The 25,234-nt window shown below is 53.2% G+C and carries 20 protein-coding genes; 13 read left to right on the forward strand and 7 right to left on the reverse strand.

Features of this window, described 5'->3' with window-relative positions; translation table 11 throughout:
• The first annotated feature begins 32 nt into the window (after window positions 1–32).
• Window positions 33–1,502 carry a glycosyltransferase family 39 protein gene (locus tag AB1L42_RS04580; RefSeq protein WP_367051765.1) on the forward strand — a complete coding sequence of 490 codons (1,470 nt, stop codon included), beginning with the start codon at window positions 33–35 and terminating at the stop codon, window positions 1,500–1,502.
• A 459-nt stretch (window positions 1,503–1,961) separates the two neighbouring features.
• Window positions 1,962–2,180, forward strand: coding sequence for a hypothetical protein (locus AB1L42_RS04585; RefSeq protein ID WP_367051768.1), 219 nt, complete (start codon window positions 1,962–1,964; stop codon window positions 2,178–2,180).
• A gap of 384 nt (window positions 2,181–2,564) precedes the next feature.
• On the opposite strand, the gene AB1L42_RS04590 is transcribed toward AB1L42_RS04585, so the two are convergent.
• The 3 genes from AB1L42_RS04590 to AB1L42_RS04600 form a co-directional block, all read right to left on the reverse strand.
• The gene (locus tag AB1L42_RS04590) at window positions 2,565–3,893 is read right to left on the reverse strand and encodes a DUF1552 domain-containing protein (RefSeq protein WP_367051771.1); all 1,329 of its coding nucleotides are present in this window, start codon (window positions 3,891–3,893) and stop codon (window positions 2,565–2,567) included.
• 16 nt (window positions 3,894–3,909) lie between these two features.
• Window positions 3,910–6,252, reverse strand: coding sequence for a DUF1592 domain-containing protein (locus tag AB1L42_RS04595; RefSeq protein ID WP_367051774.1), 2,343 nt, complete (start codon window positions 6,250–6,252; stop codon window positions 3,910–3,912).
• Window positions 6,253–6,596: 344 nt separating this feature from the next.
• The gene (locus tag AB1L42_RS04600; protein WP_367051777.1) at window positions 6,597–6,860 is read right to left on the reverse strand and encodes a MoaD/ThiS family protein; all 264 of its coding nucleotides are present in this window, start codon (window positions 6,858–6,860) and stop codon (window positions 6,597–6,599) included.
• A 123-nt stretch (window positions 6,861–6,983) separates the two neighbouring features.
• Between AB1L42_RS04600 and rfbC the strand changes: the two genes are divergently transcribed.
• The 3 genes from rfbC (at window position 6,984) to AB1L42_RS04615 (ending at window position 9,954) form a co-directional block, all read left to right on the forward strand.
• Window positions 6,984–7,526 (forward strand): dTDP-4-dehydrorhamnose 3,5-epimerase, encoded by a 543-nt coding sequence (gene rfbC, locus AB1L42_RS04605; RefSeq protein WP_367051780.1) that lies wholly within the window; start codon window positions 6,984–6,986, stop codon window positions 7,524–7,526.
• Window positions 7,527–7,550: 24 nt separating this feature from the next.
• Entirely contained in the window at window positions 7,551–8,603 is a 1,053-nt protein-coding gene (pdxA, locus tag AB1L42_RS04610) for a 4-hydroxythreonine-4-phosphate dehydrogenase PdxA (RefSeq protein WP_367051783.1), read from the forward strand.
• 130 nt (window positions 8,604–8,733) lie between these two features.
• Window positions 8,734–9,954, forward strand: coding sequence for a protein-L-isoaspartate(D-aspartate) O-methyltransferase (locus AB1L42_RS04615; RefSeq protein WP_367051786.1), 1,221 nt, complete (start codon window positions 8,734–8,736; stop codon window positions 9,952–9,954).
• A gap of 13 nt (window positions 9,955–9,967) precedes the next feature.
• Here the strand turns inward: AB1L42_RS04615 and AB1L42_RS04620 are convergent, their stop codons facing one another.
• Together AB1L42_RS04620 and AB1L42_RS04625 are read right to left on the reverse strand one after the other, a co-directional pair.
• Window positions 9,968–10,753, reverse strand: coding sequence for an SDR family oxidoreductase (locus AB1L42_RS04620; protein ID WP_367051789.1), 786 nt, complete (start codon window positions 10,751–10,753; stop codon window positions 9,968–9,970).
• Between the two features lie 66 nt (window positions 10,754–10,819).
• Window positions 10,820–11,593, reverse strand: a complete 774-nt coding sequence (locus tag AB1L42_RS04625) for an SDR family NAD(P)-dependent oxidoreductase (RefSeq protein WP_367051792.1) — start codon at window positions 11,591–11,593, stop codon at window positions 10,820–10,822.
• 200 nt (window positions 11,594–11,793) lie between these two features.
• On the opposite strand from AB1L42_RS04625, the gene AB1L42_RS04630 reads away from it, so the two are divergent.
• From AB1L42_RS04630 to AB1L42_RS04640, 3 genes are read left to right on the forward strand one after another with little or no spacing between them, the layout of a single operon-like run.
• Window positions 11,794–13,620: a hypothetical protein gene (locus AB1L42_RS04630; RefSeq protein WP_367051795.1), complete on the forward strand. Its 1,827-nt coding sequence runs from the start codon at window positions 11,794–11,796 to the stop codon at window positions 13,618–13,620.
• Window positions 13,617–14,180: a metallophosphoesterase gene (locus AB1L42_RS04635; RefSeq protein WP_367051798.1), complete on the forward strand. Its 564-nt coding sequence runs from the start codon at window positions 13,617–13,619 to the stop codon at window positions 14,178–14,180. Before AB1L42_RS04630 ends, AB1L42_RS04635 begins: the two co-directional genes overlap by 4 nt.
• An 8-nt stretch (window positions 14,181–14,188) precedes the next feature.
• Window positions 14,189–14,497 carry a hypothetical protein gene (locus tag AB1L42_RS04640; protein ID WP_367051802.1) on the forward strand — a complete coding sequence of 103 codons (309 nt, stop codon included), beginning with the start codon at window positions 14,189–14,191 and terminating at the stop codon, window positions 14,495–14,497.
• Here AB1L42_RS04640 and AB1L42_RS04645 read toward each other — a convergent pair.
• On the reverse strand, window positions 14,461–15,081 hold the full coding sequence (locus AB1L42_RS04645) for a hypothetical protein (protein ID WP_367051805.1): 621 nt from the start codon (window positions 15,079–15,081) through the stop codon (window positions 14,461–14,463). The genes AB1L42_RS04640 and AB1L42_RS04645 overlap by 37 nt on opposite strands.
• Before the next feature lie 234 nt (window positions 15,082–15,315).
• Between AB1L42_RS04645 and AB1L42_RS04650 the strand changes: the two genes are divergently transcribed.
• The 5 genes from AB1L42_RS04650 to AB1L42_RS04670 all read left to right on the forward strand — a co-directional run bounded on the left by AB1L42_RS04650 (window position 15,316) and on the right by AB1L42_RS04670 (window position 24,209).
• A complete protein-coding gene (locus AB1L42_RS04650) occupies window positions 15,316–17,967 on the forward strand; it encodes a PVC-type heme-binding CxxCH protein (RefSeq protein WP_367051808.1) in 2,652 nt (883 codons plus the stop codon).
• Window positions 17,968–18,268: 301 nt separating this feature from the next.
• Window positions 18,269–19,759, forward strand: coding sequence for a S41 family peptidase (locus AB1L42_RS04655; protein ID WP_367051811.1), 1,491 nt, complete (start codon window positions 18,269–18,271; stop codon window positions 19,757–19,759).
• 154 nt (window positions 19,760–19,913) lie between these two features.
• The gene (gene tsaD / locus AB1L42_RS04660) at window positions 19,914–20,963 is read left to right on the forward strand and encodes a tRNA (adenosine(37)-N6)-threonylcarbamoyltransferase complex transferase subunit TsaD (protein ID WP_367051814.1); all 1,050 of its coding nucleotides are present in this window, start codon (window positions 19,914–19,916) and stop codon (window positions 20,961–20,963) included.
• Between the two features lie 775 nt (window positions 20,964–21,738).
• Window positions 21,739–23,799, forward strand: a complete 2,061-nt coding sequence (locus AB1L42_RS04665; protein ID WP_367051818.1) for a sigma 54-interacting transcriptional regulator — start codon at window positions 21,739–21,741, stop codon at window positions 23,797–23,799.
• Window positions 23,799–24,209, forward strand: coding sequence for an amidohydrolase (locus AB1L42_RS04670; RefSeq protein ID WP_367051822.1), 411 nt, complete (start codon window positions 23,799–23,801; stop codon window positions 24,207–24,209). Before AB1L42_RS04665 ends, AB1L42_RS04670 begins: the two co-directional genes overlap by 1 nt.
• A gap of 78 nt (window positions 24,210–24,287) precedes the next feature.
• Here the strand turns inward: AB1L42_RS04670 and AB1L42_RS04675 are convergent, their stop codons facing one another.
• Window positions 24,288–25,211 carry a UbiA family prenyltransferase gene (locus tag AB1L42_RS04675; protein ID WP_367051825.1) on the reverse strand — a complete coding sequence of 308 codons (924 nt, stop codon included), beginning with the start codon at window positions 25,209–25,211 and terminating at the stop codon, window positions 24,288–24,290.
• Between the last annotated feature and the right edge of the window lie 23 nt (window positions 25,212–25,234).

A 25,234-nucleotide genomic window follows, 5' to 3' on the forward strand; every position in this document is an offset into this window, starting at 1 on the left:
CAATAAGTGAATGAAGTCGCTGGATGAACTCAATGACGGACTCTCTTCTGAAACGACATGCGACGACGCTGGTCTTTCTCTGGATGGTGATCATCGCGGCTGTGACGTTGGGAACGATCGAACAATCTCCGCTCTGGACCGATGAAGTCATCTTGCTCATTACCGCTCGTCGTGAATTCGTCGACGGACTGGTTCAACGCGAAGACTACTCCGCACCACTTTACTCACTGCTTGTCCGAAGCTTTGTTACTCAAGATGGTCCCCCGGAGTGGGTCTTGCGATTTCCTGCTTTTGTAGCTGGCATCGTATGCCTGCCTGCGATCTATTGGCTGGGACGAAAATTCTTTGGCATTCGTGTCGGTCTATTGAGCGCTTTGTTTCTGGGGTTAAGTCCCGCCTTCTTGAGATATGTTCGAGAAGCGCGGCCGTACACTCTCTTCATGCTCTTCTCAATCTTGTCGATGGGGATGTTGTTTCAGCTCCTTCGCGAAACAGGAAGAGGCCGCGCCGGTTATGTGATCTCAACCTGGTTAATGATCTGCAGCCACTATTACGGATTCTTGGCGTTCGCAGGGCAGGGGGCGTTCGTTCTGTCTCTGCTGGTCTTCGATCGCGGGATCAGTCCGAAGCTTCAACGCGTTCTGAACCTTCAGTGCTTCGTGCTGGTATTGCTCGTTCCACTTCAATGGCTGTTCTGTCGTTTTCTCGAAACGAATGCCCCAGCTACGCTTGGAGGATGGCTGCAACCTCCGGGAGCGTGGGAGATCATCACCTGCAGCTGTCTCGGCGAGTTCTTCTATTTGCCGTCTGCGGGCTGGGTGATTGCGTTGGCAATCGGAATCGCGATTTGGGCGATGTTCGTTCACGACAAAGACCGGAATACATCCAATCGTTCCGAACAACTCGCGACGGGATTGTGCCTGATCTGGATTTTGTTCGCGATGCTGATTCCGGCATGGGGAATTTCATTGATCTGGCGACCAGTCTACGAGTTCCGCTACGGATTGCCGGCTATGGTTCCGATCATCGTGTTGACGATGCGCAGCGTGACTCTTCTGAATCGCGGTTGGCAACTGGTGGCACTGATGCTGATCGCAGCTGCGATGGTCCCGGGGATTCTCGTCGAATTTGAGAGAAGCGAAGGCTTTCCCGAAGTTGTTGCGTGGGTCGAGAGTCAACCTGACGATTCAACGGAGATTTACGTCACTGACTGGTCCTATTGTGAGGAATTCCGACATCCAGAACTTGTCGGGCTGGCCTACTATGGACTCGCCGGAGATCCACCGAAACTGCTGCCGCTCAAGTACCCGTATGCACGAGAAGTTGCGGACTCATTCACAGCTCCGACCGGAAGAATCGTGTGCATCGCTTTCATCGGTCATGAGGAGGTGCTTGAATATTTTGAGGAACGCGGGAGTGATGTGAATCGGCATCAATTCGGTTCGCTCACAGTTCTCGAGATTTCGCCTGCATTGGCTCCCTCAGAATTTTCACAACCGTGAAAATTCCGTTTGCCTCCCCGGAAATTTGCGAGCTATACTCGAAAGAACGGGCACGTTCTGGTTTTAAGATGAGCAATCGATAACTTGCCGTTGAGGAGTACTTTCTCCTCGCGTTTTGAATATCTGATGAATCGTTTCACGCAATGGAAAGTGAGCACGATTCGCCGAGGCTGCTCTCTTCCACAGGGGTGAATCGTTTGTGATTCATCATCACTCGTCCGTTCACCCTGAGCCGGAATACGAACGACTACTTGAATTGGAGAACGGGAATTGTGCGCTCCCATTGAAGTCACGAATGCAACGACGATGGATCTTGCGTTGTCTGAAAACTTGATCTCCATCGACACTATCACCACCAGGGGCCGGGTCGTGAACGCAAAGTCGAACGTTACTGCAGACCATCGATCCTCAAGTTCGACGAAATCGTCCGAATTGAGTGGAAAGATTGAGTCGCTGGTGATGACACGAGTCACCAACATGTCATTGGTCGACCATCACTTTCTTTACTCGTTCGTGCTGGAGACTCGGCGACGTCCGCTCGCGATGCGTGACTGGGCCATCACTATGGAAATGATTCGAGAAGATCAGTCGCAGAACCTCGATTGGTCCGGAATCACCGAACGCTATCTGGAATGGCTCGAAGAAAACCTGCCACACTTGGCGGGAAGTCACTCTTAGGACTCTACGGTCACCTCGAAATCTGAATGATCTTTCTCGCAGTCGTCGGTCAACTCGCTCGCGAATACTCTGCGCCGATGGCTGAAGAGACAACGACTTCCGTTTGAAGCAGTTTTCTCATCACAGCGCTGGTAGACCCGAGCACTCGCTGCTTCCGCAGCCACAGGTCGAATCAGCGACGTCCTCAAAAGACTCAACTTCGCTGACAGAATTCTCAACGCGGTCAATGAAAAAAGGGCGATCCCTGTTGGCAAGGATCGCCCTTAAATAGTCTTCGCGATGAGAGCTTCTTCAGATTTGGTTTGCACTCTCTCGCACGCGTACACAGGGCCATTTTACTTGCTGAAACAGCACGAGCGAGTGCACAGGAAAGAGCAACTTGCTCTAGCCGTCCAATTGGGTCACGCGGCCAGTGCTGTCGCCGAGTTGATCGACTTTCACGTTCATTCGATCAAGCATGGACAGGAACAAATTGTTCATCGGAGTCTCTTCTTCATACCGCACATGTCGACCGGTCTGAATCGTTCCATTGCCTCGACCAGCGACCAAAATCGGCAGATCTTCATGGCGATGTCGGTTGGCATCACTCAGAGCGGAACCGTAGAGCACCATCGAGTGATCCAACAACGTTCCGTCGCCTTCTTTCACGCTCTTCAGTTTGTCGAGGAAGTAGGAAAACTGCTTCACTGAGTACTCGTCGATCTTCTGCAGCTGAGCAACTTTTTCCTCTTCGTTGCGGTGATGCGACAACTGGTGATGGCCACCGTTGACTCCCAACTCTTTGAACGTTCGATTGCTTCCGGAGTTGGCCAACATGAACGTAAAGACTCGGGTTGTATCTGTCTGGAAAGAGAGAACAATCAAGTCGTACATCAGTCGCACGTGCTCTGCCCAATCGGAAGGCACGCCGTCAGGGATGTCCAAATCAGGACGCGCTCGACTCGCCTGATCTTCTGAACGTTCGATCCGCTGTTCGATCTCGCGAACACTTGTGAAGTACTCGTCGAGCTTCCGCTGATCGTTCGCACCGAGTCGATTCTTCAGTTTCTTCGAGTCAGCACTCACAAAGTCAAGAATACTCTTGCGATAGAAGTTTCGCTCCTGGACTGCTTTGTGATCTTCTCCCCGACCAAAGAGTCGCTCGAAGGCCAGTTTGGGCTGCACTTCTTTGGCGACCGGAGTCGTTGGAGTCTTCCAAGAGATGTTCGACTGGTAAGCACAGCTGTAGCCGGAATCGCAGCGGCCTGCTTGGCGACCGGCGTCAATTCCGACTTCGAGTGATGGAAGTTTCGTCTGATGACCAATCTGACTTGCAGCGATCTGGTCGACCGAAACTCCCACGTGAATGTCTGCTCCATCGGTTTTTCGCGGCTGTGAACCGGTCAAGAACGCGGCCGAATTTCTGGCGTGGTCTCCGCCTCCATCACCATTTGCTCGAGCTTTATCCTGAGCCAATCCGGTCAAGACGAGCAAATCTTTCTGATGTGCGGCGAGTGGTTTGAGTGTGCGTGGCAAGTCAAACTGAGCCCCGACCTGACCTGGAGTCCAGTCCTTCATGATGGCCCCGTTGGGGAAGAAGACAAACCCCATGCGATTGCCAGCGAGCATCTCTGGAGCTGCCCAGGCTTGAGACGGAACCATTGCATCGAGAATTGGCAAGCCAAGCGTGACGCCAAGACCTTGGATCATCGTTCGTCGTGAAAGAGTGTTCATCTCAGTACCTCGGTGTTCATTTACGAGTGATCGTCTGGGTAGTGGTACTTCTTCTCATCTGGAAAGGTGTTGACTTCACAATCTGCAGCACCAGGGCTGAGAAGCGATCGTCTTCTTCCAGTTGATTTAAGATTTCGTCGACGGCACATCGGTCATAATACTCGACTCCTCGACCAATGGCATACGTCAACAGCTTTTCAGTCAAACAGCGACCGAACTGTTCTTTTCTACGATTCAAAATTCCGACCAGTTCTTCCGGTCCGCGGAACGATTCCCCACTGGGGAGCTCACCCGAAGCATCGACCGGAAACTCTCCGTCTTTAGTTCGCCAACGACCGATCGGATCGAAATTTTCCAGACCGAATCCGATTCCATCCATCAACACATGACACGATGCACAACCGGGATCTTGTCGATGCAGTTCGAGTTGCTCACGAAAAGAAAGTTTCAAATTCTCGGGTGCTGCTTCTTCGAGAGTCGGTACGCTGGGAGGTGGATCAGGCGGAGGATCGTTGAGCAGATTCTCAAGCACCCATTGTCCCCGCTTCACTGGTGACGTTCGATTCGGATAGCTCGTCAAAGTCAGGATGCTGGGATTGGTCAGCACTCCGAGCCGCGGCTCATTCTTGAACTGGACCTTTCGGAAGTCTTCTCCCTGAATCCCTTCGATGCCGTAGAGCTTTGCCAGTCGTTCGTTGAGGAACGTGTACCGTCCGTTCAACAAGTCGTAGATGCTTCGGTTCTCATTCACGACCGCGCCGAAGAACAATTCCGTCTCTTTCCACATGTCGGATCGGAGTTGTTCATCGAATTCCGGAAACAGCTTCGGATCCGGGGCGACTTCATCAGTGGCCAACCGACGCAGGCCGAGCCATTGTCCCGAGAAACTCTCAATGAGAGCTTTCGACTTCGGATCTTTAAGCATTCGTTCCGTTTGTTTCTTCAGAACATTCGGATCGCGGAGTCGCTTTTGTTTCGCGAGTTCGAAGAGTTCGTCATCGGGGAGGCTGCTCCACAAGAAATACGACAATCGCGAAGCGAGCGCGTAGTCGTCGAGCTGTTCGACTCCATTTCCAATCTGCTCGGAAGACTCGACTCGGAATAAAAACTCAGGAGAGACCAGCACCGCCTGAACGGCGATCTGCATCGCTCGTTCAAAGCCTTCATTTCTGTCAGTCGCCAGCTGAGCGAATTCAGCGTACCGCTGAATTTCTGCCGTCGTCACAGGTCGCCGAAACGCTCGCGGAAGAAAGTCTCGCAAATTTTCCGTCGCTGCCTGTCGAACCGATCGTGACCGAGAGGGCATAGTTCCAATCAGCGGATAGTCCTTTCGAATATCAGCGTTCATATCGAGTGGCCCCTCGATCGTGATATTGCGAACGTACAGATTTCGATCCTTTCGGCCGTCTGCTTCAGCATCGTAAAAATCGTTCAAGAACGTTGCCGAGACGACTTTCTTCCCAGCCCGTGATCGAATTTCGAATGAGAAGTCGTTCGACTTTCGATGTCCTTCGATCTCGACAGTCCGCAGCGATTTCTCATCAACATGAATTTCCATTTTGGCTTGGTCAGAACCAGCTTGATCGGCTTTGGCTTCGATCAGAATTTGATATCGACCGGGTGCTTTCAAGTCGAATTCAGCGATAACCGTCCCGCGAGATGGCATGACTTTCCAGCCACCATCCGATCCATTCACCGACCCTTCTTTCTTGAGACGGTCTCCGGTCATCTCGACGAAAACGTAGTCGGGATGATGCGTTGGGATAGCTTGTTCGACGACCTGTTCGGCAGCGTTCAGATACTTCTCGATCAACAGCGGCGGAACCGAGAGAACATCACCAATATTGTCGAATCCATATCCAACGTCATCGGAAGGAAAGTCGTCAGACGGATGAAAGTCGACACCCAAGAGGTCGCGAACCGTATTGTCGTATTCTAACCGGTTCAGCCGACGAACAGTCACGCGGCCCGGCTCATGCTGTTGACTGCAATCCACGTAAAACAGCTGATGTTCCAGCCACTCGACGACTTTCTTTCGATCTTCTTCGTTTGGCTGATCAACCTCGGAAGGAGGCATCGCACCCAGCTTCACTAAGTGCAGAACTTTGGTCCAGATTCCGCGGTCTTGCTTGAGCGCTTCTTCCTCTGCATAGCGGTGAAGACCGAAGTCGCCCTCTTGATAACCGGAACTGTGACAGTCCGAGCAGTATGTCTGGAAGAATGGAAGAATCTCGGCCTTGAAGTCTCGTTCAGCAATCGGCTGAAGCGGCGAATCGGCAGCCAAGCAAGTTGAACTCTGGAAGCTCCCAGCCCCAATTCCGAATGCAAACGCAAAGAGCAGGGCAAAGTGAACTGACAAGGTAGAGAATGTCCGCGAACACGCTTCTGAACGAAAACATGGCGGGCTTACAATCAAAGCGTTGCAAGAATCTCGATCACTGTAGAGATCTTGGATCTTCAAGAATGCACCTGAGAATCAATAGGGACTTGAACTGGGCGGGGCTCAGGGAGCGATTCAAGTCAAAACAAAGGAGGGATTACCGAACTATACGACAAAGAGCGCTCGAGTGTCTAATGCTTTTCGTCAGTGCGTTCCCGAAAACCGCGGACGAAACGTCCGCTCCCCGCACGACCTGAATTCCTAAACATTGACTGAAGAACGACTTCCGCATTCGCAATACGGGAAATCTCCACCACAAGTGATCACCCGCCTGACACACCGGGAACAAAGTGCACTTCGCTATCGGGGGGAACCTGTTCGAGCAATCCGTGGCTGCAAACTCGCGAATCGATCGCAACCGCGATCCCTTTCTTGAGACCGCCATTCTCACAAAGTCGGTCTCGCATTCCCGGAAATTGAGCTTCCAGTTGATCGATGACTTCCCGGACATTTCCAGCGTCCGTGTCGATGGATCGAACTCCTCCGGACAGCGAGCGAAGGGACGTCGGGATAAAAACGGTTGCCACGATTCTTCTCCCGATTCTGTGATTTCACTGCAAACAATGCCGAATCTGCCGTTGTATCGGTTCGGAAGGGTCAGTCAAAATGCGGCCCTTCGAATTCATCCTTATTGAGAGAAATGACAGACCATGGAATTTGTCGAAACGGATCTGCCAGGCGTTAAGCTTGTGAAACCGAAAGTCTTCGGCGATGAACGCGGTTTCTTTCTGGAATTGTACCATCAGGGGAAGTTCAGCGAAGGGGGAATCCCGGACGCATTCGTTCAGGACAATATGTCCCGATCTCAAAAAGGAGTCCTGAGAGGGCTGCACTATCAGATTCAGCATCCGCAGGGGAAGCTGGTCATGGCCCTGCAGGGAGAGATTTTTGACGTAGCTGTCGACGTTCGAAAGAGCTCACCCCACTTCGGGAAATGGGTCGGAGCCACGCTTTCATCCGAGAATCGACACGCGCTGTACGTTCCTCCCGGATTTGCTCACGGATTCCTGGTTCTCTCCGAAACTGCAGAGGTTCTCTACAAGTGTACGGACCTGTATCATCCAGAGCACGAACGGTCACTAATCTGGAACGACTCCACAGTTGGAATCGAGTGGCCGAACGATTTGGAGCCGATCCTGTCCGCCAAAGATCAAAAAGGTCTGCCTCTGACAGAGGTCGAATGCTTCGACTGACCCTCTGAAAGTGCTCGACCGATCATGGATGCCGCGAAGTTGCCATATGTCGCCCTCACGATGGGCGATCCTGCAGGAGTGGGACCGGAGGTCATCGCGGGAGTGTTGGCCAGCCCAGAGACAGCTGCTCTTCCCGCACATCTGATTGTCGTCGGTGACTCGCAGCGTCTCGAACGTGCATCCAATCTCGTTGGATCGACGACTCCGATCATCGAGTGCAAATCGATTGAGGAAGCAAAACAACGCAGCGTCTCCGCGGACGGAACACGTGTCGCTGCGTGCTGGAATCCTTCACAGGCTGATCTGTCGCAAGTTCAGGATGGAACCATCAACGCCCAATCCGGGGCAGCGGCATATGATTGGCTCGTCGCAGCGACGGAAGCGGCCAAGTCCAGGATCATCGACGGAATCGTCACCGCTCCACTCAGCAAAGCAGCGCTCCACCTTGCTGGCCATCACTATCCAGGTCATACAGAAATCCTCGCCGAACGCTGTGGCGTGACAGATTTCGCGATGATGCTTTACTTACCGCAGGGGGAAATCGTCCGCTCCGAATTCGGATTGGGCGTCGCTCACGTCACGCTTCATACCTCAGTCGCCAGCGTCCCGGGGCTGATCTCCCAATCGGCAATCTCCGAGAAAATTGAACTGATCCACGGATTCCTGAAGCGAGTTGGTGCTTCCGAACCTCGAATTGGAGTCTGTGCACTCAATCCACATGGAGGAGAATCGGGACTGTTCGGAAGAGAAGAAATCGAAATCATCGCTCCCGCCGTTGAAGCCAGCCAAGGGAAGGGAATTAATGCGAACGGTCCATTCCCGGCGGATACTCTTCTTCAACGCGCAGTCGCTGGCCGTTTCGATGGGGTCGTGGCCATGTATCACGATCAGGGACATATCGCTTTAAAGCTGGTCGGCTTTCAGAAGGCGGTTAACGTCACACTCGGTTTACCCATCGTCCGCACGAGCCCCAGCCACGGAACCGCTTACGACATCGCTTGGACGAATCAGGTCGACTCAGGCGGGATGAAAGAGGCACTCCGCGTCGCACTGCAGCTCATTCAAACTCGCGACTGAGCACGAATCACCTGCAATCGCGGCACATTCGTCTGCACTCAATACGACAATCGTGTTACATTGATCGCTTGTCTTGACTCATTCCGTTTTCGTTTCGCGAGTTCGCAGCCACGCTCGGCAGAGGGACGCTATGTACCGCACGGATGCTCTGATCTGTCTGATCACTTTGACAACTCTCATCACCGCTCCTGAAGCTCTGCATGCTCAGGGTCGCGATCGATATTCGGCAGACCGGGAACGCATGGTCGAAGAATTCATCGTGGCTGAGGGTGTGGAAAACCCTCGCGTTGTCGAAGTCATGAGAAACGTTCCCCGACATCTCTTCGTGAAGCCCGAACATCGCCGATTAGCCTACTTCGATCAGGCACTCGATATCGGTTTCAAGCAGACGATCTCGCCCCCGTTCATTGTCGCTTACATGACGGAAACGCTCGATCCTCAGCCCGAAGATAAAGTGCTCGAAATCGGAACCGGCAGCGGATATCAGGCAGCCGTTCTGTCTGGACTTGTCGACGAAGTCTACACGATTGAGATTGTCGAGCCGTTGGGCGAACGAACGCAACGGCTGCTCAAGCGGCTCGAATACGAAAACGTCCACTGCTTGATCGGTGATGGATACCAAGGTTGGCCGGAACACGCCCCATTCGACAAGATTATCGTCACTTGCTCACCCGAAAACGTTCCACAACCGCTGATCGAACAACTGAAAGAAGGGGGACGCATGATCGTCCCACTCGGTGAACGCTACCAACAAGTCTTTCATCTGTTCGAAAAAGTCGATGGGGAACTCAAACAGACAGAACTGATCCCCACGCTCTTCGTCCCGATGACTGGTCAGATGGAAGAACTACGGAAGGTCAAACCCGATCCGCTGAATCCAACGCTGGCGAATACCGGATTCGAAATCGACAGCAACGACGACGGCCTGGCAGACAGCTGGCACTATCAGCGCCGCTCCTCACTCAGCGAAGATGCCTTTCGCGGGGAAAAAGCTCTGCGGTTCGAGAACAATGAACCGGGCCGAATGGCGCATATCCTTCAAGGACTCCCCATCGATGGATCGCAAGTTCCCAGAGTTAACCTCTCATGGGCGATGAAATCCCAGAACATTCGTCCCGGTCAGTCGACGCGTGAGTTGCCGGGAATCACGATTTACTTCTTCGACTCGAAACGCATTCCCATCGACCGCGTGACTATGGGACCGTGGCTCGCTGATCAAGCTGACTGGAAAGAATTCTCTCGAGCGATCGACGTTCCGAGAGATGCACGAGAAGCCATTCTGCAAGCTGGCCTGAACGGTGCCACCGGCGTTCTCTATCTCGATGAACTCGAACTGACACCGCTCAGATAATCACAGCTTCGCATTATGACTGAGGAGGAACACCCAGCGACTTTCCTCCGTCGATCGCGATCGATGTTCCCGTCACCATCGCAGCGGCATCACTCGCGAGATACAGAATCGATTCTGCGATCTCTGCCGGAGAAATCATCCGCTCATGCGCTCGAGCCAACGGACTGGCATCGATGAACATCTTCTCTGCCTTGGAACGATCCTGATGATCGCGAAGACCCTCTTCCATGATCTCAGTCTCTCCGACCGGGCCCGGGCAGACGCAATTCACACGAATCCTGTCGACTGAATGACACAATGCGAGGCTCTTTGTCAGCCCCACCAGTGCCATCTTACTGATGGAATAAACCGGGTCATGTGCACGTGGCAGAAGCCCGGCGTTACTGGCGGTGTTGATCACCGATCCGCCACCCGTTTTGCGAAAGTGCGGAATCGCAAACTTCGTCCCGAAAAACGCAGCCTTCAAGTTGGTGTCGAGGCACCGATCCCAGTCCTCCTCCGACACCTCCGGAACCTGTTTGACCATGATGATCCCCGCATTGTTCACGAGGATATCAAGTCGACGGGTCGACTCAGCTGCTTCGTCAATGAGCTGCGAAAGCTGGTCGAGCTTTTGGACATCACAGATTCGTTCATGAATCCCGAGGCTCTCAAACTCGCTGGAAGTCTCGGCACGAAGCTGCACGTCGCCTGCAAAAACCCTTGCACCCGCACGGGACAAAGCAATGGCTGTCGCTCGTCCAATTCCGCTGCTCGCACCGGTCACGACTGCGGTCCGACCCGCAAGATTGATGTTCATAATGCTGTTTCTTCAAGAAGCCTTCAATGAGATTATTTCACGACGCCGATGACAACACACCGTGAGTTATCGAGCTGTCCAACCACCATCAACAGTCACGAGGCTGCCGGTAACGTAGCTGGAAGCATCGCTCGCGAGGAAAATGGCCGCCCCCTGAATCTCTTCCAGGTTTCCCCAGCGATTCATTGCCACAGCGCCCACAATAAACTTCTTGGCCTCTTCGCTGTCAGCAATCGGTTCGTTCATCGGCGTCAGAAATGGACCCGGACAGATGGCGTTGCACGTGATTCCGGTCGGTGCCAGCTCCAGGCCGAGAGCTCGCGTCATTTGCACAACCGCCCCTTTGCTCGACGTGTAAGGAGTTCGATTCGCGAGCCCGACCAGCCCGAGAGTACTGGCCATGTTGATGATCCGCCCGTATCCCGCTTTCTTCATATGAGGGATGACCGACTTGCAGCAGATCCAGATTCCGTTCACGTTGATGTTTTGAACTTCCTGAAACTGTTCCAGCGTCAGGTCTTCAATCGATCCGCGAATATTGATTCCAGCGCTGTTGATCAGAACATCGACGCTTCCGAATTCCGAGACGGTCTCTTTGACGAGAGCGTCGATTTCCGACATTTTGGTCACGTCAGCAGAAACGCCCTTCGCTTGCACACTGAACTCTTTCGAGATTTCTTCAGCAGCTTCATTGGCCTCGTCAATGTGTCTGCTGACGAGAACGACATTCGCACCTGCGGAAGCCAGTCCCGCAGCCATCGCCTTTCCAAGTCCTTTGGATCCACCGGTTACGATAGCTGTTCGACCTGACATGTTAAAGAGTTTGATTCCTGGAAGCATGATGGCGACTTTCGATGGACTCTGAAGATTTACAGGAAAAACGTAGCGGACCGTTGTTGTCTGGTCTCTGAGGATAGACGATTCTGACGACAACAAAAACAAACCACTCTCGAACTTACTGTTTCGCTGTGAATCCGAACCAGAATCTCAATCCGGCATCACCAACACGATCTCGCCTCTCATTCAAAATGGCCCTCTGCATGGCATACGTGACATGCGCAGTTGTGCTGCTCTGGAATGAGCTTCCCGTCTGGGGGAACGCCGTCGAGCGACAAGCGAGATTCGGCGGCTGGTTGAGCGGTCGCGAACCGGACTGGCTCCCGTTTCTTCCATTCCTTGTCCTGTTTCCACTCTGCTATTTCGGCGGCGGCAACTTTCTGAACAGGGCTTCTTCAACTCGCGAACTAGCCAGTTGGAGTGAGTCGCCTCGGGACGAAAAACCTCACCTCATCATGGCTTGGGGACTCTCTCTCGTCGTCGGATCGGTGGCGTTCCTCATGGCAATTCGGACAAGCCACGAATTCGAGGGACTACCACCTGCCTATCACGACGAATACAGCTACGTTCTGCAGGCAGAGACCTTCCTGAATGGACGATGGAGCTTTCCGAGTTTTCCGGAGCATGCAAAGATTTTCAATCAGATGCATGTCTTGAACGAGGGTCAATTCGCGAGCCGATATTTTCCCGGAACAGGTGCCTGGATCAGTCTGGGAATGCTGGTGAGCGATGAGTGGTTTGCCCATCTCCTCGCTCAGACCTTCGCCGCAGTCATGATCTTCTGGACCGGTCGCGAGTTGGCAAACTCAGGAACCGGTCTACTGGCAGGGCTCCTGTTTGCACTTTCTCCAGGCATGATTCTCTTCAGCAACCTCCTCTTGGCTCATCATCCCACGCTTGTCGGGCTCACAATATTCTTATGGGCGTTTGTGAGAATGATCCGAACAGACTGCCTGACGATGTCGTGGGTTGCTGGAACGGGGCTGTCGTTTGCAATGATTTGCCGACCGATGACCGCAGCTGGGTTTGGACTGCCTTTCGGAATCCTCTTTTTCTGGTGGTGGATTCGCGGAAACTGGGGGATCAGAAACTCAGAGGAAAACCATCTAACATTCCGACAGCGCAGCTTCCGAACGATCGGTCTCGGTATCCCGTTGCTGATCGGGTTTGCTGTTGTGCTGACTCAGAATCAGCAAATCACCGGAAGTCTCTGGACCAGCCCGTATCAACTCTACACGGACATTTATACACCGCGACATGTGTACGGTTTTAATAATGTTGTGCGGGGTGAACAGGCCCTTGGGCCAAAGGTCCTCGAAAACTATGATCAATGGGCCGAGAATCTGACTCCCCAATTGGCACTGAAAAACGTATTCACGCGCATACAAAACAGCTGGCGATGGACTCTTGGAATCATTCCGATTCTCGCATCGCTGATCATTTTTTTGTTGACGATGCGTTCAGGTGACCGACGATGGTGGCTGATCTTTCTCGCAGTCGTCAGCTTGCATGTCGCTCACATCCCCTACTGGTTTTCCGGAATTTTCGGTTGGCACTACGTCTTCGAAACGGCTGCGCTGTGGATACTGATTGTCGCAGAAACAACTCGCCGACTTTGGAGCAATCGTTCGCTGAGTTCTCACCGTCTCGTATGCATCTGCTGGATGATGTTTCTGGGAACTTCTATTCTGGTGAATCTGGTGACTATCAAACCTGTCTGGCCAGCGACGCTGGATCGCGGAGTGGCAGAAGTCCGATATCCTCGTGAGCTCTATGCAGAGTTTCGGCAACAGATCGAAGTCTTTCGCGACGAATCGCCTGCGATCGTCTTCATCATTCCGGATGAGAGTGACCGCAGCATGGATTATGTGACCAACCCTCCTTCTCTCGACGGACCGGTACTCGTTGCGAGAATTAGAGATGCCGCAGAGGCTGAGTCACTGACGTCGCTCTTTCCCGAACGAGTTCCCATTCTGTTTGACGCGCGCACTCGAAGTTTCGAAATGATAGAGAAGGAACTCAATCGATGAGAGTTGGAATCTTTGCCGACACACATGACCATCTCGACAACATCAGACGTGTGGTCGCGTTGTTCAACGAATTGGAAGTTGATTGCATCCTCTTCGCTGGTGATCTCGTATCAACCTTCGCAGTTCCTCCACTCAGACAGTTAAATGCGAAGGTTTATGCCTGCTTCGGAGACAACGAAGGAAACCGGACCGGATTGATGGGCGGTTTCAAAGTCATCGGGGAACTGCGGGAACCTCCAGCGCTCTACAATTTAGAAGATGGAACCCGGGTGCTGCTGGCGCATATGCCAAGTCAGCTACGGAATTGCGAGGAAGATTACGACATCGCCGTGCACGGTCATACACATCGGCCATCGATCGAGCACGATGCCAACGGAAGACTCGTCATCAATCCGGGCGAAACTTCTGGATGGACATTCAACAACCCCACCGTCGCTCTCCTCGACACCTCAACCCGCACCGCTGAGATCGTTCCGCTGAATACTGAGAAACCACTTCCAAGCTGGGAAGAGGACCGACGTTCGCGTGCGGGGTCACTCAACAACGAAAGAGCAGATTGAGAATGTGGATGGACTTTCTAATCGGCCTGTTTGCTGCAAATGCGATCCCGCATTTTGTCTTCGGTCGACTCGATGCTGGCGTCCTGGGACTGTTCGGATACAGCGGGCAGGGCAATGTGATCTATTCAATCGTCTGCGTCGCCATCTCATTGTTACTGTTCCACATTCAGCATGGGCTGACAAACTTCGCTGACCACATGATTCTCGTCGGTGTCCTAACAATTGTCGCCAGCTACTGGATCGGATGGCCGGTGATCATGCGATTCCTGAAACGTCCGAATCAAAGCGATTCATCTTCAGATCGTGACCACGTGTAAGAATCGGGCTGCTTTCCGAGCTCTTCCAGATAGAGCTTACCCTGTTCCATTTTCAGAACTCGATAAGCTGCGGAACTTCCAAAATCAGAAACAAGAGTCTTTCGCCCCGCTTCAGGTTTTCCGTCGACGATGGTCTGCTTGAGGATGTTCTCTTCCAGCGACCAGTTCAGCTCCAGAATTAACTCGCTTCCGTATCGCAAAGCGGTCAGGAAATCGAAGTTGACTTTCATTCGCGCAGTTCCGTCGGACTGCATCGTAATCACTCGACGAATTCCATCATCAAGAATCCATGTGCCGACGAGGTCACCCATTCTGATCGGCTTCTCAACATCCGGTGCGACAATGCCTGTCTGTCCTGATGACAATTCATCGCCGACAGGAGTCATGACAGCTACATCCGGATCCGTCGCAGGGGAGTTTTCTTTCATCTCCTGAACCACATAGATCATCCCCGCGACCGCAAGTGTCACGACCAAAGACGACAACCATCTGGGAATCGCTGGTCGAGACAGATTCTTTTCCACCAGCTCATCCGAAGCTGTCGACACTTGTTCGCTAGAATCTAAGTGAGAATCGTTTGTCATCTTGAAAATTGCCCTCGCGAACTGGCTGCCTCACTCTTCGGTCGCATTGCTTCACAATTTACAATCCTAACTCGACCCGCCAAAATCAGCTATCCGAATTTTCAAGATCGAGGAGAAGCTGCTGCTTTCGCCAGTCTCTTCGCAAACGCTTCATTCTGGTCTTCGCTGTTCAAACGAGAGCGGTTTTGCTGATCACAATCTCTGATCACCACAATACGAAAGACTTCCCCTCCGATGTCTGCCTTCCTCAAATCACTCTTTCTGATTGTCGTTGCGATCTCTCACCTCCCAGCCCTGGCGAGTGAACCGCTCGAATTTGAAAAAGGAGACAAGGTGGTCATCCTCGGAAATACGCTTGCTGAACGCATGCAGTATTTCAACTTCTTCGAAACCCGGCTGCACCATCGCTTTCCTAACCACGAACTGACTGTCCGTAACTTGGGCTGGTCCGCAGATTCCATCGGCGAGCGACTGCGATCGCAGGATTTTCAAGATCACGGGCACACCCTCATCGACCACCAACCCAACGTGATTATCGCGATGGTTGGATTCAACGAATCTTTCGCTGGTGAAGCTGGGCTCGCAGATTTTGAGATGCAACTCGCTGAGTTCATTCGGGATCTCAAGAAATTGAAATACCCCTCGACCACTTATTCTCGCGGGTCGTATGAACCGAAGCTGCAAGACAAATCGGGCGAGCCAGCTCACGAAGTTGAAGTCGTTCTGCTGACACCGATCGCAAATGAAGATCTGCCTGAACGTGGAATTCATGCCGGGACTCAGAACAACTCACGCCTTCGTCTGTACTCAGAATCGATGCAGAAGATTGCAGCCGCCGAAGGAGTGCAATGTGTCGACATCTTCACTCCAACACTTCAAGCGATGGAAGAAGCCGCCACTCCCTGGACGATCAACGGAATCCATCTGAATGAAACAGGCTATCAACGCCTTTCTGAAATCCTCGAAGAGCAACTCTTTGGAACAGCTTCGCCGTGGGATTCAGAATTTGAGGCATTGCGAAAAGAAGTCGCTGAGAAGAATCAGCAGTTCTTCTACGACTATCGAGCTGTGAATGGATACTACATCTACGGAGGCAGGAAGAATCCGTTCGGTGTGATCAATTTCCCGGCGGAGTTCGCCAAACTGCGTGAGATGACTCAACGTCGAGACAAACGGATCTGGGCAGTTGCTCAAGGGGCTTCGATCTCCCGTGACATCGATGACTCGGAAGCAGGCGTTCTCGCCGAAATCCAAACGAATTATACGAACGAGATTTCAATCTCTTCTCCCGAAGAGGCAGCTCAATCCTTGTTCCTCTCCGAGGGATTGAAGATCGAGTTGTGGGCATCCGAAGTCGAGTTTCCGAATCTTCAGAACCCCGTGCAATTCACGTTCGACAGCCAGGGAAGAATGTACGTCACCACAATGCCGTCATATCCGATGGTCCTTCCGGGAGAACGTGCCAACGACAAAGTCCTCATCCTGTCTGATGAAGATCGCGATGGAAAAGCCGACACTGAAATCGTATTCGCGAAAGGCTTGTACCTCCCGACCGGCATCGAACTCGCGCACGGGGGTGCGTATGTCGCACAGCAACCCAACCTCATGTTCCTCAAAGACATGGACCAAGACGACATTGCTGATGAATATCAATTGAGGCTGCACGGATTTGATTCCGCCGACTCTCATCACGCAATCAGTGCTTTCGAACTCGGACCGGGCGGAGCACTCTATTTTCAGGAGGGAACATTCCATCACAGCCAGGTTGAGACGTCATATGGCCCCCAACAGGTCGCCAACTCAGCCGTCTTTCGGTACGAACCGATCCGAGAAAAATTGGACGTCTTTGTTTCGTACGACTTCGCCAATCCCTGGGGGCACTGCTTCGATCAGTGGGGGCAGAACTTCGTCGCCGATGCTTCCGGTGGAGCCAACTACGTCGGGGCCGCCTTCTCCGGCGATCTCATTCATCCGCGAAAACATCCGGTGATGAAAGAGTTCCTCGTCAAGCAATGGAGACCAACCTGTGGGTGCGAAATCGTTTCAAGTCGGCAGTTTCCCGAAGAGATGCAGGGAGATTACCTCCTGAACAACTGCATCGGCTTTCAAGGTGTGCTTCGCTACCGCTTCGAAGAAGAAGGCTCAGGGTTTTCCGCTCGGCCAGCCGAACCACTCTTCCGATCTGCAGATCCCAGCTTTCGACCTGTCGATCTTCAATTTGGACCCGATGGGGCGTTGTATGTCCTCGACTGGTTCAATCCCCTCGTCGGTCATATGCAGCACAGCTTGAGAGATCCCAATCGAGACACTCAACATGGACGAATCTGGAGGATCACTTACGCGGGCCGTCCTCTGCTCGAGGTACAAGATCTCGCAGCGATGACCACTCCCGAGCTGCTCGATCAACTCCAGCAACCCGAAGACCGCACCCGCTTCCGGACTCGACGCGAATTGGGCCAACGCGACAAACAAGAGGTCATTTCCGCAATCGACACCCTCGTCGCTCATACTTCGGAGGAAACAATCTCCGGACAAAAACTGTTACTGGAGTGCCTGTGGGTCAAACAGCATCATGACGCCATCGACGAGACATTACTCGATCGCGTTCTGGCTACTTCAGATGGTCGCGTCCGGGCTGCTGCCGTGCGAGTCCTGTGCTATTGGCGGGATCGAATTGACGATCCCTTATCGAAACTCCAACTCGCGATCCACGACGAGCACCCTCGCGTCCGCCTCGAAGTGCTGCGTGCACTCAGCTTCTTCCACGATGAACGAGCACTCGAAATTGCTGTCGAATCGCTAATTTACGAACAGGATGTTTACCTGGAGTACGCGTTGCAGGAGACTTTGGAGACGCTCCAGAATCGCATCGACTCAGCTCGTTAGCCTGGTTTTTCAGACTCCGAGATCAACAAAGCTGACTCCAAATCGGAAGCTGATCAGCCTCAAGAATTCAGTCCCTCGGATCGACTACAATAGAAACAAGCCCGTCGATTCGGGGAATCGTCTTGTTGGAGTCCCTTGTCGGTTCTACAATCGATGAGTTCATTTGAAATAAGCGTTCACACACTCTCGGAAGCGTGTCCAGTCAATCGCTGGTCTAAGCGGCTTCAGTGAGTTCACAGAATCAGCAATCAACTTCGGTTCGAATTTCTGTGTTGATATCCGGCGTTGAGGTGAGACGAGTATGAATCATCGATTGGAATCCTTCACTTGGGCAGCCACTTCTGCCCTGCTCACGGCGGCCATCTTTCTGACGACCGTTTCCAGTCAAGGCATGGCTCACGCCCAGTCCGAAGACAACGATTCCGCACAAGCTGAATCCGACGAAGACTACTACGAATTGATGAGAGTCTTTGTCGACACGTTTCAGCAGATCGATCGCAACTACGTGAAAGAAGTCGATCGACGCGAACTCGTCGACGCCGCTGTCCGAGGGATGCTTTCCGAACTCGATCCGTATTCGAACTACATTTCTCCCGACGATGTCGAACGCTTCACCGAAGCGATCACTCAGGAGTTTGGTGGAGTCGGAATTCGAGTCGGTTTCGATGACGAAATGCGAGCCATCGAAATCACCACTCCAATTCCCGGAAGCCCTGCGTATCGTGCCGGAATCAAATCTGGCGATCGCATTGTCGAAATCGACGGAGAAGCTGTCCGCGACTTCCCCAAGAATCGCGAAATGGACCGAGCTGTCGAATTGCTCCGTGGATTGCCGGGTGAAAGCGTCGAGGTCGCTGTTCGTCGTGCTTCGTCCGGAGAAGTCGAGAAGATGACGCTCACTCGTGAACTCATTCAACTCGATACCGTCATGGGAAACACCTACAACGATGACGGCTCATGGAACTTCATGTTCGATGACGAGCTGAAAATCGGATACGCCCGGCTCACTCACTTCACCTCGCGAAGTGCCGGCGAACTGCGGGAAGCCCTGAAGACGCTCCGCAAGGAAGATATGAAAGGCTTCATTCTGGACCTTCGCTTCAATCCCGGAGGACAGTTGCAGTCCGCGATCGACATCTCCGATCTGTTCATCGAAGAAGGTCGAATCGTCAGTACCGAAGGACGCAACAGCCGTCCGCGTTCCTGGTCAGCGAAACGCTTCGGCACCTTCACCGGTTTCCCCATGGCGATCTTAATCAATCGCTACAGTGCCTCAGCCAGCGAAATCGTCAGTGCCTGCCTTCAAGATCACGACCGTGCTGTCGTGATCGGAGAGCGCAGCTGGGGAAAAGGGAGCGTGCAAAATGTCATCGAGCTCGAGGAAGGCAACAGCCAGCTCAAGTTGACCACAGCCAGCTACCATCGTCCCAGCGGCAAAAACATTCACCGCTTCCCCAACGCCAAAGAAAGCGATGAATGGGGTGTGATGCCGAATGACGGGTATCTCGTCAAATTCTCCATGGAAGAGATGACCAAGTATCAAGAAGATCGCCGTGACCGTGACATCGTCGATCCTCAAGACCCTGTCGAAAGCACTTTCGAGGACACTCAACTCGAAAAAGCCATCGAATATCTGAAGGCCGAACTGGGCGTCGAACCAGAGGAAACACAAGAAAACGCCGAAGAAAAAGCAGCGAGCGGCTCCGAAGAAGAGTCTGAAGAAGCTGCCGACGAGGCTGAAGTTTCTCTCCGCAACTTGTTCTACCAGCATCCGAAACAACTTGCTGGTTAAGTCGATTTCATGCGTTCGCTCCCATCCCGAATTTTCGTGCGTGGGAGCATGAAGTCGCTCGACAGAAATCTTCGGACAAGTTCCCGCCGTTTCGTTCGAAGAGACGCCGCTATTATCTGACGCTCACGCTTTGAGATTGCTTCAAGAATCTGACATGGTCAATTCCACTTCAGACGCCAAGGTTCTACTCGCACTGGAATCTTCCTGCGACGAAACCGCAGCCGCGATTATCGACGACCAATTACGGGTTCTTAGCAGCGTGGTCGCAACACAGGATGAATTGCATCAACGCTTCGGCGGTGTTGTTCCCGAAATCGCTTCGCGGGCTCATCTTGAAAATCTGCTTCCCGTGATCGACGAAGCACTGACTCGATCCGGAAAGAGTCTGGAGGATCTCTCCGCAATCGCAGTCATGACCGAGCCCGGACTTGTCGGCTCATTGCTGGTCGGACTCACTGCGGCAAAGACGTTGGCACTCGTCACCGATCGCCCTCTTGTGACGGTCAACCACATTCACGCTCATCTGTTCGCTTGTCAGATGGAAGCAGACGAAGACATCTTTCCAGCGATGGGACTGGTCGTCAGCGGCGGTCACACCAATCTCTACGACTGCCGATCCGCAACAGAGTTTGAACTGGTCGGGTCGACGATCGACGATGCAGCTGGAGAAGCTTTCGACAAAGCTGCCGCCATTCTTGGTCTCCCGTACCCCGGTGGACCGTTCATTTCGCGAGTCGCTGAAAAGGGAGATCCCAAGGCCTTTCGATTTCCCAGAACGTTTATCAAAGACGAACGCTTGGCCTTCAGCTTCAGCGGAATCAAAACCGCCATCCGATACACCGCGCTAGGCCAACCCGGTTCGAAAGAACCCGTTCCTGATCTTAATGAACAGCGTATCGCTGATCTGGCTGCCAGCTTTCAGGAAGCGGTGGTCGATGTGCTCATCTCCAAGTGTCGACAAGCTGCAGAACGATACGGTCGCACCACTTTGTGCATCGGCGGAGGAGTAGCAGCCAACCTTCGATTTCGAGAACGACTCGCTGAACTGGCATCTCAAACCGGTTACAGAATCGTCATCGCTCCGCCTTCCTTGTGCACCGACAACGCAGCCATGGCTGCCATCGCGTGGAAACTGCTGGAAGAAGGTAAAGTCGCAGCTCTCGATGCCGACGTCGTCCCGGGCCTGGTCCGCCTCAAACAGTAGACCTTTCTGACGGCCTATCAACATTCCCTTGGACTCAACCCATGTGACGAGAGATGAGCTCGCGTGCGCGACTTCCGGACGACCAAGAAGAGAAAAAGTCATCGCACTAAGGCCCGCCAGTTGAGCCATCAAATGAAAAAGCCCACTGACATGATTGTCAGTGGGCCATCCGTGTCGCGGGGTCTATAAAGCATGCTAGCGAATTATCAAAAGGGTCCCGATCCGGTGACACGGCATAAACGGGAATAATGATGGCAAAATGTAGCAAAGACGGCGCCACAAGTCAATTATTTTGACGAATCATCAAAAGCCCTGAGACTCAGCTGCTTTGACCAATGCTTGGCGAAGGTCTTGCACATCGGTTGACTCAATCCGATCTTGCGAAATGAAACGGTCGTTGATTCGCTCTGAGACACCGCCCCAACTGACGAAGCTCCCAACGGCATTTTCTTGCCACTTTGGACCAAAACAGAGGGATTCTGAGCCCTTTTTCAAGAGTGGCACGCCGTCTGCATTTACATGACTCTTGAGTAGCATCAGTGCGTCAGCAGAACTTGGCCCGCTACTGCTCCGACGTGCGGCGACAGGCGTCCTTGGATCGTTTTCAAGGACGCTTTCGTTTTTTATGGACCGACGCTGCGGATCAACTCTCGTTGCAGCAAAACGCAACAACTATTCCGCCACATGTTACGATCCAGTTCCTCATCGTGTACAATTGATCCAATGAATTCTTCGAAAAGATGAGAACTACTGATTCGCTGTAAGTGAGATCTGAATGGATGACGTTGAAGTCACGCGCGTTGATCACATCCCTGCTCAACCCGGATATCTCGCAGTCTATCGAGGGGACGCACTTCTCGAAGCAGTCGAGCTTCCTCAGACCGGGCGACTGACGATAGGTCGGGCACAATCAAATCGCATCGTCATCCCTGATTCCAAGTGCAGTCGCGAACACTGCGAACTCTATCTGCGGGGCGGAACATGGTTTCTGCGTGATCTCGAAAGCCGCAACGGTGTAACGGTCGACGGGGAACGGGTCGTGTCCGACTCCCCAATTTCATTCGGACAATCCATCCAAATTGGTGGATGCGAATTGCGATTCAGCCGCAACCACCCCGACGAAGAAGAAGCCAAACGCAGCAAGTCTCCCTCAGATACAGATTCCTCATACGAAATCATCGAGCGCACTTCCGGAGCCCAGCTCGACCGTCCCTTCGTCGAGCGCATCAATGCACGCGGTGACGGAACGACAGCCATGTTCCGGATTGCGAGGGAAATCGCATCCGCTTCGAGTGTTGGGCAACTCTGCCAGGTGGTCGTCGACGGGCTCATGCGATTCACGAAGTCGGGAATCGGCGGCGTGCTGCTTCCTGAAGATGGAATACAAACATCCGACGCTTCCAACTTCGTCCCGAAGTTCGTCGCAGGCAACTCTACCAAACCAACCTTCTCCAGCTACCTGAGCCAGATCGTGCTCAGCGACGGAGATGCCGTGCTGGCCCATAACATCTCTACGCATTCCGTGCTCGGTGTCCAGGAGAGCCTTCAACAGCTTCATGCAGAGAGCGCGATCTGTGCTCCGATTCGCCACGATGGACACCTGCTCGGCCTGCTCCACCTCTACTGTGTCACCACCGAACACGCCCTGACTCAAACCGATCTCGAGTTCGTCCTTGCCGTCGCGGACCAGATGGGCGATCAACTCAATTCTCTGCTCGAAAAGCAGGAACTCGCCACCGGGATTGAGAAAGCCCGACAGCAAGTCAGCGAGCTGCATCACCAGCTTCGCGCTGAAACGGAACTTGTAGGCCATGGCCCCAAACTCGAAGAACTCAGACGCTCAATCAGCCGTGTCGCTCCGACAGACGCTCTGGTACTTATTCGCGGAGAGAGCGGCGTCGGGAAAGAACTGGTCGCCCGTGCTGTCCACTTCAACAGCCGCCGTCGGGAAGAACCATTTGTCTGTGTGAACTGTGCTGCCCTGACGGAAAGCCTCCTCGAAAGCGAACTGTTCGGACACGAGAAAGGGGCATTCACCGGAGCGTCGACACGTCGGGCAGGGAAATTTGAACAGGCTGACAAGGGGACACTCTTTCTCGACGAGATCGGTGAAATGAGCCCGGAAATCCAGGCGAAGTTTCTTCGGATTCTGGAAGGACAAGCCTTCGAACGCGTCGGAGGAGGGGAATCCATTCATGTCGATGTGCGAGTCGTAACCGCCACCAACAGGGATCTCGAAGAAGCTGTCCGCGAAGGGACATTTCGAACCGACCTATTCTTCCGCTTGCAGGTGATTGAAATTCACGTCCCGTCTTTGCGAGAACACATTGAAGATTTGCCTGCCATCGCGCAGCACTTCGTCGACCGGTTCTCCGCGGAATCCAACTACAAAGGCCGACGATTCGGTTCAGCCGCCATTCGCAAGCTCCAAAGCCATTCATGGCCGGGCAATGTTCGTGAGCTGCGGAACGTCGTCGAACGCGCGGTGATTCTGTCCGAAAACGAAGTGCTCGAACCGGATGATGTTGTCCTGACAAACCTTCGCCTCAGCGAGAACCAACAAGCAACCGAAGCGAAAACGCAAGCCAACGAACCCGTGAACGAAGCACTCGAGACAAGTGTTGATCCACTCGTCGACCTGTTCGGAAGCTTTGTCCAACAGGAAACGAGTCTCGACGAAATCGATCGCTATTACATTCAGGCGGTCTTGAACGCGACCGACTGGAACAAGTCCAAGGCTTCGCGAATCCTGCAGATCGAGCGCACGACACTCGACCGGCGCCTCAAGAAATATGAAATCTCGCGTCCCGATGGCGACGATGACGAGGAAGAGTGATGGCCGAAATCTCAGACAGTTCCGATGAGTTGACGAAGCTCGTCAACCGGTGTCAGCAAGCTATGGCGCACGCTTGGGTCGTCCGCGCATTTCTTCGCCATTCGGACGAAGCAGAGGACTTCCCGGAATTGACCTACATCAGCCGCTCAATCTTCGATGTGTCACGAGCGCTGGAGACTCGAGTCAACGATCCGATAGGCTACTTCAAAATGCTCAGAAAGAAAGTCGGAAAATTTCGAGCAGCTGTCGAAGAGTTTGCCAAGCAGGTGCCTGACATCTCGTCGCACACCAACTTCGCTCAGTCCGTCATTTCGCTGCGAGGTTCGGTCACGATGCTCGAAGAGTCTCTGAACCAGGCCCGTGAAGTGGCGATTCAGGCGGAAGCATCAAAGACAGGCCCGGCCAACTGACAGGCTGCCGCGGGCCACTTAAGCTCTACGAAAGCCTCTTCGTTCTGACCTTGCAGTGAATCGTCTCAGCACCTCGCATTACGTCATCGGAATCCATCGTCTGACAACGACTGCCGGAATGAGTAACGCCAGAATCGTCAGAGAATAGGGCAGGGCAGCTGACCCCAGAAAACCAAAGATGACCATGCCATCAATGACGATGAGCGACAGTAACAACACCCCCACAGCAGGCTGAATCGTCTTCGGAGATGGAAACGAAATCGCTCTCATCACTCGCCGGTTGATCGTGAGAAAAATCACTCCCCAGACGAACAGAATCGAGACGCGATCGGTATCGCCAGCGACGGGAAGATCGATACCGAAAGAACTTGCAAACCGTCCGATCCAGAACGCAATCGCACACAATCCCGCATCAATCACTGCCAGCGACAAAGCGAGTGGACCACGAGAGTTTTCGGCTGCTTCACGTTTGGCGAAGAGCGTCACCCCCACGATATAGACACCAATCGCACCGGCATACCAGAGCAGCGGTTGTTGAAACACCCCCTGAACCGAGTCGACCGCTGAACTGCCTGCCATCAGCAGATTGATCGTTCGGCACAGCCCCATGAAAACCGGTCCCAGCGCCGTTCGTTTCATGTAGCGATCATAAGCGAGAACAGAAGCAGCCAGCGCAATCGCCAGAACAAGTGTTGGAAGACCTGCAATCGCGGCACAGAGAAGTCCGATTCCCATCAAAATCGCGCCGAACCTCAAAGCTGCCTGCGGTGAGATGGCGCCGGACGGAATCGGCCGTGACGGTCGTTCTTCACGATCCTGTTCAATGTCGAAGATGTCGTTAAAGACCATCCCGGCCAGATAGATTCCGATTGTGCTCCCGAGAATCAGCAGGAGGTCTGTGAGCGGAACCAATCCCCCATTGGCGATCAGAAAACCAGCCAGCGTGTTTGAGATGGCTGTAAACACCGTGGGGAAGCGACACAGTCGAAGATAGACGTTCATCTCAATTTCCGCTGAGAATCTCA

Origin of the sequence: Thalassoglobus sp. JC818, from assembly GCF_040717535.1 — a bacterium.
Taxonomy (GTDB): Bacteria; Planctomycetota; Planctomycetia; order Planctomycetales; family Planctomycetaceae; genus Thalassoglobus.